Origin of the sequence: Romboutsia weinsteinii (assembly GCF_002250835.2) — a bacterium.
Classification (GTDB): domain Bacteria; phylum Bacillota; class Clostridia; order Peptostreptococcales; family Peptostreptococcaceae; genus Romboutsia_A; species Romboutsia_A weinsteinii.
Map to the genome: position 1 here is coordinate 25,397 of NZ_NOJY02000009.1, position 16,500 is coordinate 41,896.

General features: G+C 28.0%; 15 protein-coding genes. 13 read left to right on the forward strand and 2 right to left on the reverse strand.

Features of this window, described 5'->3' with window-relative positions:
* Positions 1-110 precede the first annotated feature (110 nt).
* The 4 genes from CHL78_RS06785 to CHL78_RS06800 all read left to right on the forward strand — a co-directional run bounded on the left by CHL78_RS06785 (position 111) and on the right by CHL78_RS06800 (position 4,178).
* A complete protein-coding gene (locus tag CHL78_RS06785) occupies positions 111-1,736 on the forward strand; it encodes an ABC-F family ATP-binding cassette domain-containing protein (RefSeq protein ID WP_094369647.1) in 1,626 nt (541 codons plus the stop codon).
* Between the two features lie 135 nt (positions 1,737-1,871).
* Positions 1,872-2,381 (forward strand): hypothetical protein, encoded by a 510-nt coding sequence (locus tag CHL78_RS06790; RefSeq protein ID WP_094369648.1) that lies wholly within the window; start codon positions 1,872-1,874, stop codon positions 2,379-2,381.
* Between the two features lie 123 nt (positions 2,382-2,504).
* Positions 2,505-3,068, forward strand: a complete 564-nt coding sequence (locus tag CHL78_RS06795) for a hypothetical protein (RefSeq protein WP_094369649.1) — start codon at positions 2,505-2,507, stop codon at positions 3,066-3,068.
* 153 nt (positions 3,069-3,221) lie between these two features.
* Positions 3,222-4,178: a DUF4003 family protein gene (locus CHL78_RS06800; RefSeq protein WP_094369650.1), complete on the forward strand. Its 957-nt coding sequence runs from the start codon at positions 3,222-3,224 to the stop codon at positions 4,176-4,178.
* A gap of 48 nt (positions 4,179-4,226) precedes the next feature.
* On the opposite strand, the gene nhaA is transcribed toward CHL78_RS06800, so the two are convergent.
* Positions 4,227-5,426 carry a Na+/H+ antiporter NhaA gene (gene nhaA / locus CHL78_RS06805; RefSeq protein ID WP_094369651.1) on the reverse strand — a complete coding sequence of 400 codons (1,200 nt, stop codon included), beginning with the start codon at positions 5,424-5,426 and terminating at the stop codon, positions 4,227-4,229.
* 155 nt (positions 5,427-5,581) lie between these two features.
* Between nhaA and CHL78_RS06810 the strand changes: the two genes are divergently transcribed.
* The 7 genes from CHL78_RS06810 (at position 5,582) to CHL78_RS06840 (ending at position 12,033) form a co-directional block, all read left to right on the forward strand.
* Complete coding sequence (locus tag CHL78_RS06810) at positions 5,582-6,652, forward strand: bactofilin family protein (protein ID WP_094369652.1); 1,071 nt, start codon at positions 5,582-5,584, stop codon at positions 6,650-6,652.
* Positions 6,653-6,917: 265 nt separating this feature from the next.
* Positions 6,918-7,649, forward strand: a complete 732-nt coding sequence (locus CHL78_RS06815) for a DeoR/GlpR family DNA-binding transcription regulator (RefSeq protein ID WP_094369653.1) — start codon at positions 6,918-6,920, stop codon at positions 7,647-7,649.
* Positions 7,646-8,443: an HAD family hydrolase gene (locus tag CHL78_RS06820; RefSeq protein ID WP_094369654.1), complete on the forward strand. Its 798-nt coding sequence runs from the start codon at positions 7,646-7,648 to the stop codon at positions 8,441-8,443. Before CHL78_RS06815 ends, CHL78_RS06820 begins: the two co-directional genes overlap by 4 nt.
* A 118-nt stretch (positions 8,444-8,561) precedes the next feature.
* Positions 8,562-9,761, forward strand: coding sequence for an NAD(P)-dependent malic enzyme (locus CHL78_RS06825; protein WP_094369655.1), 1,200 nt, complete (start codon positions 8,562-8,564; stop codon positions 9,759-9,761).
* 127 nt (positions 9,762-9,888) lie between these two features.
* Positions 9,889-10,251, forward strand: coding sequence for a hypothetical protein (locus CHL78_RS06830; protein ID WP_094369656.1), 363 nt, complete (start codon positions 9,889-9,891; stop codon positions 10,249-10,251).
* 458 nt (positions 10,252-10,709) lie between these two features.
* Positions 10,710-11,606: a 3'-5' exoribonuclease YhaM family protein gene (locus CHL78_RS06835; protein ID WP_094369657.1), complete on the forward strand. Its 897-nt coding sequence runs from the start codon at positions 10,710-10,712 to the stop codon at positions 11,604-11,606.
* A 163-nt stretch (positions 11,607-11,769) separates the two neighbouring features.
* On the forward strand, positions 11,770-12,033 hold the full coding sequence (locus tag CHL78_RS06840; RefSeq protein ID WP_094369658.1) for a phage holin family protein: 264 nt from the start codon (positions 11,770-11,772) through the stop codon (positions 12,031-12,033).
* Between the two features lie 83 nt (positions 12,034-12,116).
* Here the strand turns inward: CHL78_RS06840 and CHL78_RS06845 are convergent, their stop codons facing one another.
* Positions 12,117-13,304 carry a pyridoxal phosphate-dependent aminotransferase gene (locus CHL78_RS06845; RefSeq protein ID WP_094369659.1) on the reverse strand — a complete coding sequence of 396 codons (1,188 nt, stop codon included), beginning with the start codon at positions 13,302-13,304 and terminating at the stop codon, positions 12,117-12,119.
* A 290-nt stretch (positions 13,305-13,594) separates the two neighbouring features.
* Here CHL78_RS06845 and CHL78_RS06850 point away from each other — a divergent pair, with 290 nt between their 5' ends.
* On the forward strand, positions 13,595-14,986 hold the full coding sequence (locus tag CHL78_RS06850) for a TldD/PmbA family protein (protein WP_094369660.1): 1,392 nt from the start codon (positions 13,595-13,597) through the stop codon (positions 14,984-14,986).
* 2 nt (positions 14,987-14,988) lie between these two features.
* A complete protein-coding gene (locus CHL78_RS06855) occupies positions 14,989-16,332 on the forward strand; it encodes a TldD/PmbA family protein (RefSeq protein ID WP_094369661.1) in 1,344 nt (447 codons plus the stop codon).
* Positions 16,333-16,500: the final 168 nt, after the last annotated feature.

A 16,500-nucleotide genomic window follows, 5' to 3' on the forward strand; every position in this document is an offset into this window, starting at 1 on the left:
AAATATACTAATTAAAGCCAGTAGTTGGTTGACTAAAATTAATATTTGTTATATGATAGATAATGTTGTATAATAGGAAAAAATTACGGATAAGAAAGGAAATTACGCGAATGTTACAAGTTACTAATGTTGGACTTAGATTTGGTGATAAAGAGTTATTCAAAGATGTTAACTTAAAGTTCACTAAAGGTAATTGCTACGGAATAATAGGTGCTAATGGAGCAGGAAAATCTACTTTCCTTAAAATATTAGCTGGAGATATAGAACCAAATACAGGAAATGTATCTATAACTGAAAAAGAGAGAATGTCAGTTCTTAGACAGGATCACTTTAAATACGAAGAAGATACAGTTCTAAATGTTGTTATAATGGGACATGCAAGACTATATGAAATAATGCAAGAAAAAGATGCATTATATATGAAAGAAGACTTCTCTGAAGAAGATGGTATAAAAGCTGCTGAACTTGAAGGTGAGTTTGCTGAACTTGATGGATGGGATGCAGAAACTAATGCAGAAAGATTATTAATGGGTCTTGGTATAGATAAAGAGATGCATTATAAGCAAATGAAAGAATTAAAAGGTGGAGAAAAGGTTAAAGTATTACTTGCACAAACATTATTTGGTAAACCTGAAATACTAGTAATGGATGAGCCTACTAACCACTTAGACTTCCAATCAATAAACTGGTTAAATAACTTCATAATGGATTTAGAAGATTCTATCGTTATAATAGTATCGCATGATAGACATTTCTTAAACCAAATATGTACAAATATAGTTGACGTTGACTTTGGTAAAATACAAATGTACGTTGGTAACTACGACTTCTGGTATGAGTCAAGCCAATTAGCATTACAATTAGCTAAAGATCAAAATAAAAAAGCTGAAGAAAAGATAGCTCAATTAAAAGACTTCATCGCAAGATTTAGTTCAAATGCTTCTAAAGCAAAACAAGCAACATCTAGAAAGAAACAATTAGATAAAATAGAATTAGAAGATATACAACCATCAAGAAGAAAATACCCATATGTTGGATTTGCTCCTGAAAGAGAAATAGGAAATGAAGTATTAGAAGTTGAAGGATTAACTAAAACTGTTGATGGTGTTAAGGTACTTGATAATGTATCTTTCAGATTAGATAGAGATGATAAAGTAGCATTTATGGGAGATGAAATAGCTATAACTACTTTATTCAATATATTAATGGGAGAAGATACTGCAGATAGCGGTACTTTTAAGTGGGGAGTAACTACTTCTCAAGCTTACCTTCCTAAAAATCATAACCAATATTTTGATGGTATTGAATACTCATTAGTTGATTGGTTAAGACAATACTCAGAAGAAAAGAGTGAAAGTTTTATAAGAGGATTCTTAGGTAGAATGTTATTCTCGGGAGAAGAAGCTTTAAAGCAATCTCAAGTATTATCTGGGGGAGAAAAAGTTAGATGTATGTTATCTAAGCTTATGTTAGCTAACTCAAACGTATTAGTATTAGATGATCCAACTAACCACTTAGACCTAGAATCTATAACTTCTGTAAATAAAGGTTTAGAAAAGTTCTCTGGAGTATTATTATTTAACTCTCATGACCAAGAGATGATACAAACTCTTGCAAATAGAATAATAGAAATAACTCCTGGTGGAATAATGGATAGAAAAACTACTCTTGAAGAGTACTTAGAAAATAAAGATATACAAAAACAATTAAAACTAATGTATGGAAATACAAAGTAATATGATATAAAAATTATTTAAAAGCACTAATCTAAGTTATATAGTATGGAAACTTATATATTAAGTTCGATAGGTACTATATAGCTAAGATAGTGCTTTTTTACATAATACTTTAAAGAAAGAGATGTGAATATATTGGATAAATTATTAATATTAATAGATGCAGATATAAAAAGATGTGAAGATATCTTAAAATCTAGAAACTATTTAGAGATTGTTATTGCAGTTGAAGAAATAGTAGATAAATATAGAGATAAGATTAAAAGTATTGATGAGATAGGTAAAGATAAGGTTTGGAACTATACAAGCAAAGATCTTGAAGTTATAAAAAACAAGCTTGAAGCTTATAGAAATGATATTATAGAAAACTATAATAAAAATATTATTGGCAGTAAGATTAGTATAGATGAATTGATAATAGAACTAAAAGAGAATGCTAAAAATAATACGAAATATTCTCCAGTAAAAATTAATGATATAATGGACAAGATAAATACAATAGAATTAATTAGAAATGAAAATGTAAGTATTGATGTAAAGTGGTTTAAATTGAAAGATACAATGTTATGGATTGCTAATGAAGATGCAGAAACTGCAAGTAAATTCCTAAATATTGTACAAGAAATTCTAAGAAACAAAAATTAAATATTATTTAGTTAACACTTGCAGAATTTATACATAATATGTAAATTATATAAAAATAATCTTGAATATTGTATATAGCTGTAGTATTATATTCTTTACGATATATAAAAGGAGAATAGGATGATGAAAAAAGTAGTTTCAATAAGCAAGTCGATAGTTCTTTTAGTGATATTAAGCGTTGTGTACGCAGCACTAGAGATGAATATAATATTTTTATTACCGATCATAACAATTGCTTTACCTTTTAAATTTATGAGTTACAAAGATGATAATAAAAGTAGAGAAAATAAGAGAATATTAAGTAATTTATATATATTTAATATAATATCATTTGCTGTAGCAATAGTAGCTACTAAGCAGATGAATTCACTTATTTTTGATTTAATATTTAATATTATACTTTGTTTTATTTACTACAAACTTATGACGTTGATAGAAAATAAAAGAGATGCAGTATTTCGTAATCCTCAAGCAGTTTATGATAAAATAAACAAAAAGATTGAGATATTAGAGTCTCTATATGCTCAAACAGAAGAAGGTCTTAATAGTACTTCTGATGAGAAGAGTAAAACTGCTATAGAAGCTAAGTTAACGGCAATAAAAATTAAAATTGATGATTTAAAAAGACAACTAGAAGTTATAAAAACTCAAGTAGAAATAAATAAACAACAAGGTAATTTAAAATAGTAAAAAAGGCTGGCTTATTATATAAGCCAGCCTTTTTTACTATTTTATAATTACATAAGTTATATAAGCTAACTTATGCAATTTATAAAATGAAAAAATCACTATATATGAGTGATAATTATTGCTAAAATAAGGGTATATAGGGGTGAGAATATGAAGAATTATTTACTAGAGAATAAGGTTAATTTATTAATTAAGAATAATGAACAATTAAAAATGACCAAAAAATCTTGGAATATTATTGGCCAAGGATGTGCATTAGCTTTTACTATTGATGATAAAGCTATAAACCATAAGCTCGTAGATGAATGTATAGATATAATAAAAGACAGTACTATTATAATTTCAAAGTTTAGAGGGATTAGTATGATTTATGTAGCTACTTTATTGTCTTTTGAAGATGATAAAGTAGGAGCATTCAAAGTGATTTTAGAGATTTTTAAAACTTTAAAGAGCCAAGGATTTTGGGGAAATGATTATCTTATTATTGCTTCACTAGTAATCTATAAAAATAGAAACAAAATAAATATATACACATCTGTTGAAAATATTAAATATATATATGATTATATGAATCAAAAGCATCCATATTTAACGTCTAGTGATGATTATTGTAATGCAGCAATAATATCTATATACTCTACTGATCTAAAGAGAGATTTAGAATATATGGAAGAATGTTATAAGTTCTTGAATAAAAATGGATTGTATAAAGGGAATTGCCTTCAAGCTATATCACAACTACTTTGCTTATCTAATAATAGAAATATGGCAAGTTGTAAAAATTTAATAAGCTTAATAGAGACACTTAATAAAAAAAGTTGCAAGATATCATATAAAAATTATTCTATCTTTGCATCTATAGCAATGACTGAGTTTGAGGAAGTTAAGATAGTAAATAAAATTGAACACATGTCTAATGAAATAAAAGAATACAGCGATTTAAATATATGGGGAAGAGAAAAAAGAAATAGCATTAGTTCTTATTTAGTTATATCACAACATCTTGATGAAAAAAAAGATGAGTATGAAAAATTAATAAATATATCGCAGTTTCTTTGTATAGCGTCTGGAGTTGAAGAAGCTATTCAAGCTTCAAATACTTGTTAATAGATTGAAGATAAAAGAGGTTGAATAAATTCAACCTCCTTATAGTGGTTACTTTATATTATACCTACTATCCCATGATATTTTATGAACACCTCTTGATTTCTCAATAAAGCTATATAGAAAGATTGCGGATATAGTAGATAATATAGAAATTATTGCTGAAGCGAGTATAGACATTTTTGCAATATCAACTAAAGCAAAGTTATGAATAAATGCAACTTCAGATACAAATATTGACATTGTAAATCCAATACCAGCGATTAAAGATACAAAGAGTACAGATACCCAACTTATATTTCTAGGTTTCTCTGTAATTCCTATCAAACAAGCAATATAGCTAAATAGCATAATCCCAATAGGTTTTCCTAGTGATAATCCTAATACAATTCCAAGAACTAAAGAATATGTATTAGAAATATCTATATTGTAGACAAGAGAAACTCCAGTGTTTGCAAAGGCAAATAGAGGAATTATGAACAAGCTGTTTATTGGAACTAATATGTGTTGAAGCTTCTCTAACGTACTTATCCTTTTTCGTTTATTAGACGGAATTGCAATTGCAAGTAAAATACCGCTAATAGTGGAATGAATACCACTTAGGTGAACAAAATACCATAAGAAAATACCAGAAATTAGATAATATGTAACGCTGTCTATTTTGAAGACTAAATTTGCTACTATCAAAATTATTAATATTAATAAAGCGATCAATAAGTAAGTAAAGTTAACATCAATTGAGTAAATAACACCAATTGAAATAATAGATATTAAATCATCAACTACTGCTAAAGATAATAAAAAGACCTTAAGATTTGAATCTAATTTCTTTTTAAAGATGAAAAATATTCCAACAGCAAAGGCTATATCCGTTGATATGGGAATACATATACCGCTTAAAAATGGAGTATTTACATTAAAGATGAAAAATATTAAAGCTGGTACAAGTACACCACCAAAGGAAGCTATAACAGGGAAAGATGCCTTTTTAAAAGTAGATAAGTTTCCATGAAGTATTTCATACTTGATTTCAAGTCCTGCCACTAAGAAAAATATTGCCATTAAAAAATCATTAACAAACATGTGTAGAGAAAAGCCTTCAACCAAAAATATTCTATTGAATATGTAGTTGTATACACTTTTAAGTGGGCTGTTATAAATAACAAGAGCACTCAATGCAGATATAATTAGAAGTAAACTTGTAAGTACTTCTAACTTAAGGGGTTTCCTATAAGTACGTAAAAGTCTCAATCAATCACCAACCAACTATAAAAAATTCATTTAAAATAAACTTATGTACTAGCATTTATAAATATTCCTTAACTAAATTTATAAAAATCATAAATTTGTATTAAGTCTAATAATTATTATTAAGATAGAATTTAAAAAATAGTTGGGAGGGTAATATGAAAAAAACAGTCTTTACAATTCTGACATTGATAATGTTTATATCATTTTCTATAAACATATTCGCAGATGAAGAAAGTAGTGCGTCTAATCTGTTTTTATTTGAAAATCATATAGATACACAAAAAGATATATCAGGTGATATTTATGCAGCTGGAGAAACTGTTGTAATAAATAGCAAAACTGGTGGAGATGTAATTGCATGTGGATCTGATATTAAAGTATTATCAGAAGAAGTGACCGGTAACACAAGAGCTGCAGGAGAAAGTATAACTATAGATGTGCTAAATACTAAGAACATTACAGTAGCAGGACGCAAAATTAACATAAGTAGTAAGAGCTCATCAAATGCCATTTATGCAGCATGTGAAGACATAGTATTCAAAGGAGAAACAAATGATATTTATATATCAGCAAAGAATATAATTATTGATGGTATAGTAAAAGGCAACGTTAAGGTTAATTGTGAGAATCTTACGATAACAGATAATGCAAAATTATCTGGAAAAATAGAAGTAAAATCGCCAAATGAACCTATAGTAGGAGGAACAATAACACTAAATGATATAGACTATAGTAAAACTAACACGTCTAGTGAATATAATATAAACCATATGTACAATGCTTATAATATAATATCAAGTTTGGTAACTGCAATGATATTTGGTTTAATAATATTTATTATATTTAGAAGCTTTTTCTATGAACGAGAAAAACTACTTCCTAATACTATAGGAAAAAATATATTAATTGGGCTTTGTATGCTAATATTTGTTCCTGCGATATGCATAGTACTTCTTATATCTATAATTGGAATACCTTTTGGGATAATTTTAACTATACTTTACTGTATAATGATTTATTTATGCCCAGTAATATCAGGAATATTTTTAGGAAGATTTGTATTGGGTACGAAAAATGAGTATCTACAAGTATTAATTGGGATAGTAATTATTAAAGTACTTCTATGGATACCTTTTGTAAGTATTATAGTATGGTTTGCTTGTGTGTCAATTACTTTTGGAACAGTTACCTTGAAAGTAGCTTCAAGTATTAGTAGGAAGTTTTAAATTTATAACCAGATGTTTAATATTTTATAGATGTTTTATATAAAAGTTTATAATTGGAGAGGGTGAAATAGTATTGGATATTTCACTCTCTCTTTTATTGTGTTAAAAAAGTAGATCTGTATATATTTTATATATGAAATAATAATAAACAATAGAAAATAATAAAAAACAATAAACAAAATTTGATAATAGTGATATAATAATATTAAATAATAACAATAAATAAAAAACAATAATATACTATATTTAATATGAGGAAGTAATCATGTTTCTAGAGGAAAGATATGAAAAAATAATAGAGTGTGTAGAGTTGAGTGGAAGAGCTACTGTCAAAGAATTAGCAAAGAAATTTGAGGTTACAGAGGATTGTATAAGAAAAGATTTAAGGGTGCTAGAAAATAGAGGTAGCATAAAAAGAGTTCATGGAGGAGCTATATCTCAAAGAGGCCATAATAAAGTTAAGAAAGTAAATGAGAGAATAGAGATTAATTCTGAGCAAAAGAAGAAAATAGCTACGAAAGCATCGGAATTAATTTATGAAGAAGATGTAATATTTTTAGATGTATCAACAATAAACTTAGAAATTGCAAAGATACTTTTAGAGAAAAATATGTATATTACAATAATAACCAATATGATAGAAATTGCTATGGAGTTAAAAAATAGTAGCAATATAAGAATAATAGTAATAGGTGGAGAGTTTAATAAAAAAACTGAAGCGATTATGGGAACAGAAGCAGATCGATATATTAAAAAATTTACTTATGATAAGTCATTCATAGGAGTATGTGGAGTGAATTTAGAAAGTGGATATATAAGCAGTCCAGATTTAGAAGATGGAAATACAAAGAAAACGATAATAGAATGTTCTAATAAAATTTATCTAGTTATGGAAGAAGAAAAATTTAACTATGATGAATTTTATAAGTTTGCAAATGTAAATGAAATTACAAGTATAATAACTGAAAATAATATATTGGAGGGAGATTTATTATGATTAAATTAATTGCTACTGATATGGATGGAACGCTACTAGATGAAAATGGAAAGCTTCCAAAGGATTTTTTACCTATGCTAGATAACCTTATGGAAAATGATATTAAATTTGTAATTGCTAGCGGAAGACCTTACTCTAGTCTTTATAAAATATTTAAGCCTATATCAGATAAATTACAATTTATATGCGATAATGGAGCTTTTGTAGTCGAAAATAAACAAGTGTTGAGTATTGATGTAATAGATAAAGATAAGGTCCATGATATTATAAATACTTGCATGGAAATACCAAACATAGGTATAACATTGGGAGGAACTAAAGGTATTTATCAAAATCCTTGTAGCGAGGAGTTTGAGAGAGAAAGAATAAAATATTACACTAATGCTATAGTAGTAGAAGATCTATGCACAATAGATGATGATATATTTAAAATAGCGATATGTGATTTATCAGGCTCATCTGAAAACTCATATAAGATACTAGAACCTAAGTTCTCAAATGAGCTTAATGTAGTTGTATCAGGAGAAATATGGTTAGATATTATGAATAAGGATGTAAACAAAGGAAATGCTCTTGAAAAAATACAAAAAGACCTTAATATATCTTATGAAGAAACAATGGTATTTGGTGATTTTTACAATGATGTAGAGATGCTTCAAAAAGCCCATTATAGCTTTGTTATGGAAAATGCTAATGAAGATATGAAAAAGCATGGTAACTTTACAGCTAAAAGCAATAGAGAAAATGGTGTAATTAGAGCGATAGAGGACTATGTTATAGAGAAAATATCATAAGGCATGGCATAAAAATATTCTATATTTTATTATAACATCAATAAAATATAGAATATTTTTAATTTATGGTATAATATATAAATATAAAAACACTACATAGTTATTAGGAGAAGAGGATATGGATTATAATAAGTTAAGCTTAGAGATGCATGAAAATAACAAGGGGAAAGTTAGTGTTGTCTCTAAAATAAACGTAAAGACTAGAGATGATTTAAGTACGGCGTATACACCAGGAGTAGCAGAACCTTGCAGAAAGATAGCTCAAAATAGAGCTGATGTTTATAAATACACAGCAAAAGGTAATCTAGTGGCTGTAGTTTCAGATGGTACTGCTGTATTAGGTCTAGGGGATATAGGTCCAGAAGCTGCTATGCCAGTAATGGAAGGAAAGGCTATCTTATTTAAGGAATTTGCAAATGTAGACGCTTTTCCAATTTGTTTAGATACAAAAGATGTAGATGAAATAGTTAAAACTGTAAAGTATTTAGCACCAACTTTTGGAGGCATAAACTTAGAGGATATAAGTGCTCCAAGATGCTTTGAAATAGAGAGAAGACTTAAAGAAGAATTAGATATACCAGTATTCCATGATGATCAACATGGAACGGCAATCGTAGTAGCTGCAGGAATACTAAACTCATTAAGATTAATTAATAAGAAAATAGAAGACGTTAATATTGTAATAAATGGAGCAGGATCTGCTGGAATTTCTATTTGCAAGTTACTTTTACAATTCAATGTAGGTAATGTTGTTCTTGTAGATAGAAATGGAGCAGTAGAAAAATCTCAAGATTGGTTAAATAATGCTCAAAGAGATATGACGAATATAACGAATAAATACAATGAAAAAGGCGATTTAGCAGATATTATAAAAAATAAAGATGTATTTATAGGAGTATCTGGTCCAAACTGCGTAACTAAAGAGATGGTAGCATCTATGAACAATGATGCTATAGTATTTGCAATGGCTAATCCAACACCAGAAATAATGCCTGATGAAGCAAAAGCAGGTGGAGCAAGAATAGTAGCTACAGGAAGATCTGATTTCCCAAATCAAATAAATAATGTATTAGTATTTCCTGGAATATTTAGAGGTGCATTAGATGTTCAAGCTAAAGATATAACTGAAGATATGAAAATAGCAGCAGCAAAATCAATAGCAGGAATAATAAATGATGAAGAATTAAATGAAGATTATATTATACCAGGTGCTTTTGATACTAGAGTAGCAGATGCTGTGGCAAAAGAAGTAGCAGAAGTAGCTGTTAGAACTGGAATATCCAAATTAAGTAAAGAATTATGTATGGAAAATAGATAATTTTAATGGGTGTAAATAAATTTGTATAAAGCAAGTTTATTTATGCTCTTTTTTAATTATAGCAATTAATGAAGATTAAAAAATAAATAAAATTGGTGATTTTAGAAGAATCTTAAGGAGAGAATATATGAGTAATTTGAAAAAGTACAATAAGTTTATAGATGAGACGATAGAAAATAGTCCGGATTTTATGATAATCGAGGAAAACAATGAAAGATTATTACTTTTTGATAGATTTGTGATGGCTATGAGTGATAAAGCTATGCCTTGGTTGTTTAAAGTTTATTTAGATAAAAACTACAATATAATACGAGATGATAATTTTACAGAAGAGATGATTCATAAATATAAGGATATTAGCTTAAAAATTATAGATCTAAATGGAAATATATTTTTAAATAAAAATAGTATGGGAGTAATCTTAAATGAATTAGAAGATTGTGGACAAATAATATATGATTATGAATCTGCGAAGTTAGAATTAAAATAGTAAAATAATAAGAATTGTAGATATGGATTTTAATAAAATACATCTTAAATTTACCATATGAGTTTTAAGTATAAAAATAAAATCTGTGGTTAATATATAATTATAGTTAATTAATATTAACTATTTCTAATACTCACTATACAAAAGCTAGATTAAATTCTAACCTTTTGATAGTAACCTTTGGGAGTTTAGGATGATTAGATATTTTAAATAAAATATCATATTAAATATATAATGTATTAAAAATACCTCATTTTAGTACAATAGATTAGCTTAAACATTCAATTACCAAAGGATGAATTAATCAACTAATCTATAAATTATATTTAATAAAATCAAAAAGAGGGAAAAAGCTTAGGCTATAACCTATGTCTTTTGCATAAGGCGCTAGATTTGATAGTGAAGACTCTCAATCTAGGGCCTTTTGTTTTTAGTCTTAATAAAAGGAGAATCAATATATGGCAGAAAAGAAGGTATTTTTAGATGATTTAAAAGATGGAAATATTAAAATATCTCTTATGATAATGAAAAAATTATATAAGGATGGAAATAAATTTGTATATTCTCTTAGCGATAGAAGTGGATACATAAAAGCTAAAATTGCAGCTAAGCTTAAATTAGAACCTGGTCAAGTAGTAGATATAGAGGGAACTAAAGATTTTGTAATAGATGTTTCAAGTTTAAAAGTGATAAAAAATTATAATATAGAAGATTATCTTCCAAGTGTAAAAAGACCAGTAGAAGAAATAATGAAAGATATAGAAGATATAACAAGAGAATGTATTATCTCTCCTCAAGGTAGAAAACTAAATGATTATTTCTTTAAAGATGAAAATTTCATAGAAAAATTTAAAAAAGGCATTGGTGGAGTTTCCATGCACCACAACTATATTGGTGGACTAGCGGAACATACGCTTAATGTAATGTATTTAACAAAAGTATTTTGTGATAGGTATAATTGTAGACGAAGGGAAATTGCTGTTTTGAGTGCAAAGTTACATGATATTGGTAAAATATATGAATTAGATTACAATGGGCCTTTTAAATATACGTTAGAAGGAGAATTAGAGGGACATATTGTAATCGGAGTTCAGATGATTGATAGAGCATTTATTAATGCAGGGGTTCCTTTTAGTGAAGATTTCAGAAGGAGGATAAAAGGTTGTATTACTCAGCATCACGGAAAAATTGAATATGGATCTCCAAGGGCAGCTAATATGGAAGAGTCATTTATATTAAATTACGCAGATACTATAGATGCTACTATGAATAAAATAGAGCAGATAAAAGAAAATACAAAATTTGATACTTGGTCAGAGTATGATAGAAGGATTGAAACAAAACTTTATTTATAAAAAGACGAAATAAAATAAATTAATAAAAGTGCCATTCTTGTTATTTAAATAATAAGTGTGGCACTTTTTATATCTAAACTAATAAATAATTTTCTTATTTTAATAAATATAGATAACTTTTTGTCGTGAAATATCATATTATATGGTGGAGGTGTATAAAATCATGGATTTAGGTTTTTTACAACAATTTTGTGTTCCAGTTGTAATTGGAATATGTTTATGTGTAGGTTATGTAATTAAGACTAGTTTGGACTTTATCCCGAATAAATATATACCATTAATTATGTTAATTTTAGGATTAGGAGTTAATCTATTAATACACCAATCTATAAATGCAAATATAGTTCTTGCAGGTATGTTTAGTGGTTTAGCTAGTACAGGATTACATCAAATGTTTAAGAATTTAATAGATAAGGGTGGCAAATGATAAAATTATTCACAAATAAAAAATATTAACATAAAAAGGTTAGGTTAGATGATATTCTACCTAACCTTTTGTATTTTAATGATTTACAACTTATAAAGTTTTGCTAGTTTATCAAAAGCTGGTAGAGAATTTTTTATTGTATCGTATGATACGCAATAAGATATTCTAAAATGACCAGGACATCCAAATGAAGATCCAGGAACTAACAATAAATTGAATTTTTTAGCATCCTCACAGAACTTTATATCATCATCAATTGGACTTTTAGGGAATAAGTAAAAAGTACCAGAAGGTTTTATACAAGAAAAACCTAAATTAACTAAATGATTGTATAAGAGATCAAAGTTCTTTTTATAAATACTAATATCAATTTCTATTTCTAGAGATTTTGCAATTACTCTTTGAAAAAGTGATGGTGCATTTACAAATCCAAGAATTCTATTTGCGATGTTTAGACTAGATATAATACTGTTAAAGTCATACATACTACTATTTGTAACAACATACCCTATACGCTCACCTGGAAGTGAAAGTGATTTGCTGTAAGAATATCCTATAAAAGAGTTTTTAAAGTATTTTAATATACATGGTACAGTAGCTGCATCATATACGATCTCTCTATAAGGTTCATCAGATATTAAATATATATTACTTCCAAACTCTTCTTGCTTTTCATCAAGTAATTTACCTAAATTTTCCAATAAGGTTTCTGAGTAAATAACTCCAGTTGGATTATTTGGCGTATTAATAATAATTGCTTTTGTTTTTGGTGTTATTGCTGATTTAAGATATTCTAAGTTTGGTTCAAAGGTACTAGTATCGGTAGGTACTATTATAAGTTTTCCGTCAAAGTTATTTACATAATTTTTATACTCTCCAAAATATGGTGCAAATACAATGACTTCATCATTAGGATTTAAAAGGGTTTTTAGGATAATATTCAATCCACCGGCAGCACCACAGGTCATAGTTATATTTTCAAAAGTAAGATTTAAATCGTATTTTTTATTAAGAAATTTAGATATATCATCTCTAACATCTTCATAACCTGAGTTATTCATATATCCATGTACTAAATTTGGAGACTCAGAATTTAAAATTTCATTTATTATTGATTTTATAGCTTCTGGAGGTTCAACATTTGGATTTCCTATACTAAAATCAAAAACATTTTCACTTCCATAAATTCTAGATAATTTTTTACCCTCTTCAAACATTGCCCTTATAGTAGAATTACTGCTGAGAAGAGAATTCATTTTATTAGATATCATTTTATACCGCTCCCCCTTTTATATTTCTATAACTATATGGTAACACATTTTGTAAAATTAAAAATATTCAGATAAAAATATTTCTAAAATAAATATTTTATTTTAATAAATATATTGTTTCAACTTGTATTGGATGTAGGTATAATTAAATTACTAACCAGTAATGATTATGATGAATAGAACATAGTTTATACATACTTATAAGGATAAATTAATATCTTTATAATCAAGACACTTAATGTAAATGTTTGTACATATATTAGAAATATATATAAATTAGGAGGGTAAGAATGATTTCAAGAGAGATAGCTTCAAAAGTATTGGCAAAATGTCTAGTCACAGGAGGGGATTTTGCTGAGATTTTTGAGGAAGATGTGATAAGTAATTCTATTGGAATATTAGATAGTAAGGTTGATAGTGCTATAGGAGGTAGAAGTTATGGTATTGGCCTAAGGATATTTAAAGGTCTTAAAAGTGTATACGCTTATACTAATGACAATACAGTTTCTGGACTATTAGATACTGCATATAAAGCGGCACTTGCACTTGGAGAACTTAGAGAAGAAAAAAATATAATACTAGATAATACCATTAAGATACCTAATATACATAATATTGAGGTATATCCAAATGTAGTAGATTATCAAAAGAAGATAAAAGTAATAAAGGATGCATATAAAAGTGCTAAAGACTACAGTAATGACATATCACAAGTAAGTGTGACGTATGTAGATAAAGATCAAAAGATATTGGTTGCAAATACAGAGGGGATATATGCAGAAGATAGAAGAATAAGAACTAGACTTGGTATAAGCGTTGTAGCATCAAAAGGTAATGAAAATCAGACAGGGTTTGAAGGTCCAGGAAGATATAAAGGTTTTGAAATTTTTGAAGAAATAGATCCAATATACTATGGAAGAGAAGCTGCAAGGACTGCACATACTATGTTACATGCTAAAAATTGTCCAGCAGGGAATATGATGGTAGCAATTGATAATGGTTTTGGAGGCGTTATATTTCATGAGGCCTGTGGTCATTCATTAGAGGCGACTTCTGTGGCAAAAGGAAACTCAGTGTTTGCTGATAAACTTGGACATCAGATTGCATCTACAAAGGTAACTGCAATAGATGATGGAACGCTTCCTAATGAGTGGGGTTCTATAAATATTGATGATGAAGGTAATTTTTCAAAGCAAAATGTTTTAATAGAAAATGGGATATTAAAATCTTATATGGTAGATAAATTAAATGGTAGAAGAATGGGAATGGAGCCAACTGGTAATTCTCGTAGACAAAGTTATAAATATGCTCCAACTTCAAGAATGACTAATACTTATATAGCGCCAGGAGAAGATAAGCCAGAGGATATCATAAAATCAATAAACGACGGTCTATATGCTAAAAAAATGGGTGGAGGGTCTGTAAACCCAGTGACTGGAGAGTTTAACTTCACAGTTTCAGAAGGATACTTAGTTAAAAATGGAGAGATACAAGAACCTGTAAGAGGAGCTAGCTTAATAGGTAAAGGTAGCGAAGTTCTTATGAATATTGATATGGTAGGAGATAACCTAAAGCAGGCGCAAGGAATGTGCGGATCTTCTTCAGGAAGTATACCAGTAAATGTAGGTCAACCTATGATTAGAGTAAAAGAAATCACAGTTGGTGGAAGAGCGGAGGAATAGTGATGGAATTTAAAGAATTTAAAAACTTATTATTTGCAAAAGCATTAGAAGCTGGCTTTGATGAGTGTGAGATTTACTATAGTAAAGGTGAAAGTATAAGTATAACTGTATACGAAGAGGAAGTTGAAAAATATAATTTAGATAAATCTTTTGGCTTATCATTTAGAGGGAAAATAGATGATAAGATGGGTTACTCATTTACTGAAATATTAGATGAAGAAGCTGTTACTATGCTTGTTAAAAATGCTAAAGATGCTGCTTCAGTTATAGAAAATGATTCAATTGAATTTATTTATGAAGGTGATAAAGTATATAATGAAGTGAATACATATTCTTTGGAACTAGAAAATATAGATGCAGGAAAACTAATAAAATTAGCTATTGATATGGAAAAAGAAGCTAAAAATTATTCAGATAAAGTTGTAAATATAAGCGGATGCAAAATATCTTATTCTAGTTCTGACTATGGTTTGTCAAATACTAAAGGTCTAGAATTAAATAACAAAGATAACCTATTGCTAGCATATGTAGCACCTGTAGTAGAGGGAAATAATGAAAAGTATGATGGTATGGGATATATAACAGCATTATCTTTAGATGAAATTAATCCTAAAGAAATAGCAAAACAAGGTGTTGAAGATGCATTATCTAAGATAGGTGGGCAAAGTATACCTTCAGGAAAATATAAAACCATAATCTATAATGATGCAATGGTATCTCTTATGGATACATTCTCAGAAGTATTTAGTGGTGACACTGCACAAAAGGGCCTATCACTATTAAAAGGAAAAGAGGGAAAAGTTATTGCAGCGCCAATAGTTACAATAGTTGATGACCCTTTACTCGATAATGGATTAGCATCAACTCCGTTTGATGACGAAGGTGTGGCTACTTTTAAAAAGGAAGTTGTATCAAAAGGTGTATTAAATACATTACTTCATAACCTAAAAACTTCACATAAGGCAGGTACAAAAACTACAGGTAATGGATTTAAAGATTCTTATGCATCGACTGTAAAGGTGTCGCCTACAAACTTTTATATAAAAAAAGGAGATAAATCACTGGATGAACTCATTAGTTATATAGGGGAAGGATTAATTGTTACAGATTTTGCAGGACTTCATTCTGGTGCTAGTGCAATAACAGGAGATTTTTCATTAGCAGCTAAAGGTTTTTATGTAAAAGATGGTAAGAGAAGCTATCCTGTTGAACAAATAACAATAGCTGGTAATTTCTTTGAACTTTTAAAAGATATTGAAATTATTGGAGACGATTTAAAGTTTCCTCTAAATAGTGTAGGTTCTCCATCGGTTGTAGTTAAGGGGTTGTCTGTAGCAGGAAAATAGAATATAGATTTATTAATTATATAGAAAAGATATTATTATAAAATTATAATAATATCTTTTTTTATTTTTTGAAATTTATTTATGATAATTATAAAATTTTATTCGAAAATAATAATTTATTGATAAGTAGAAAATAGATTATTATGTATTTTTAAGTAATTTAATGTA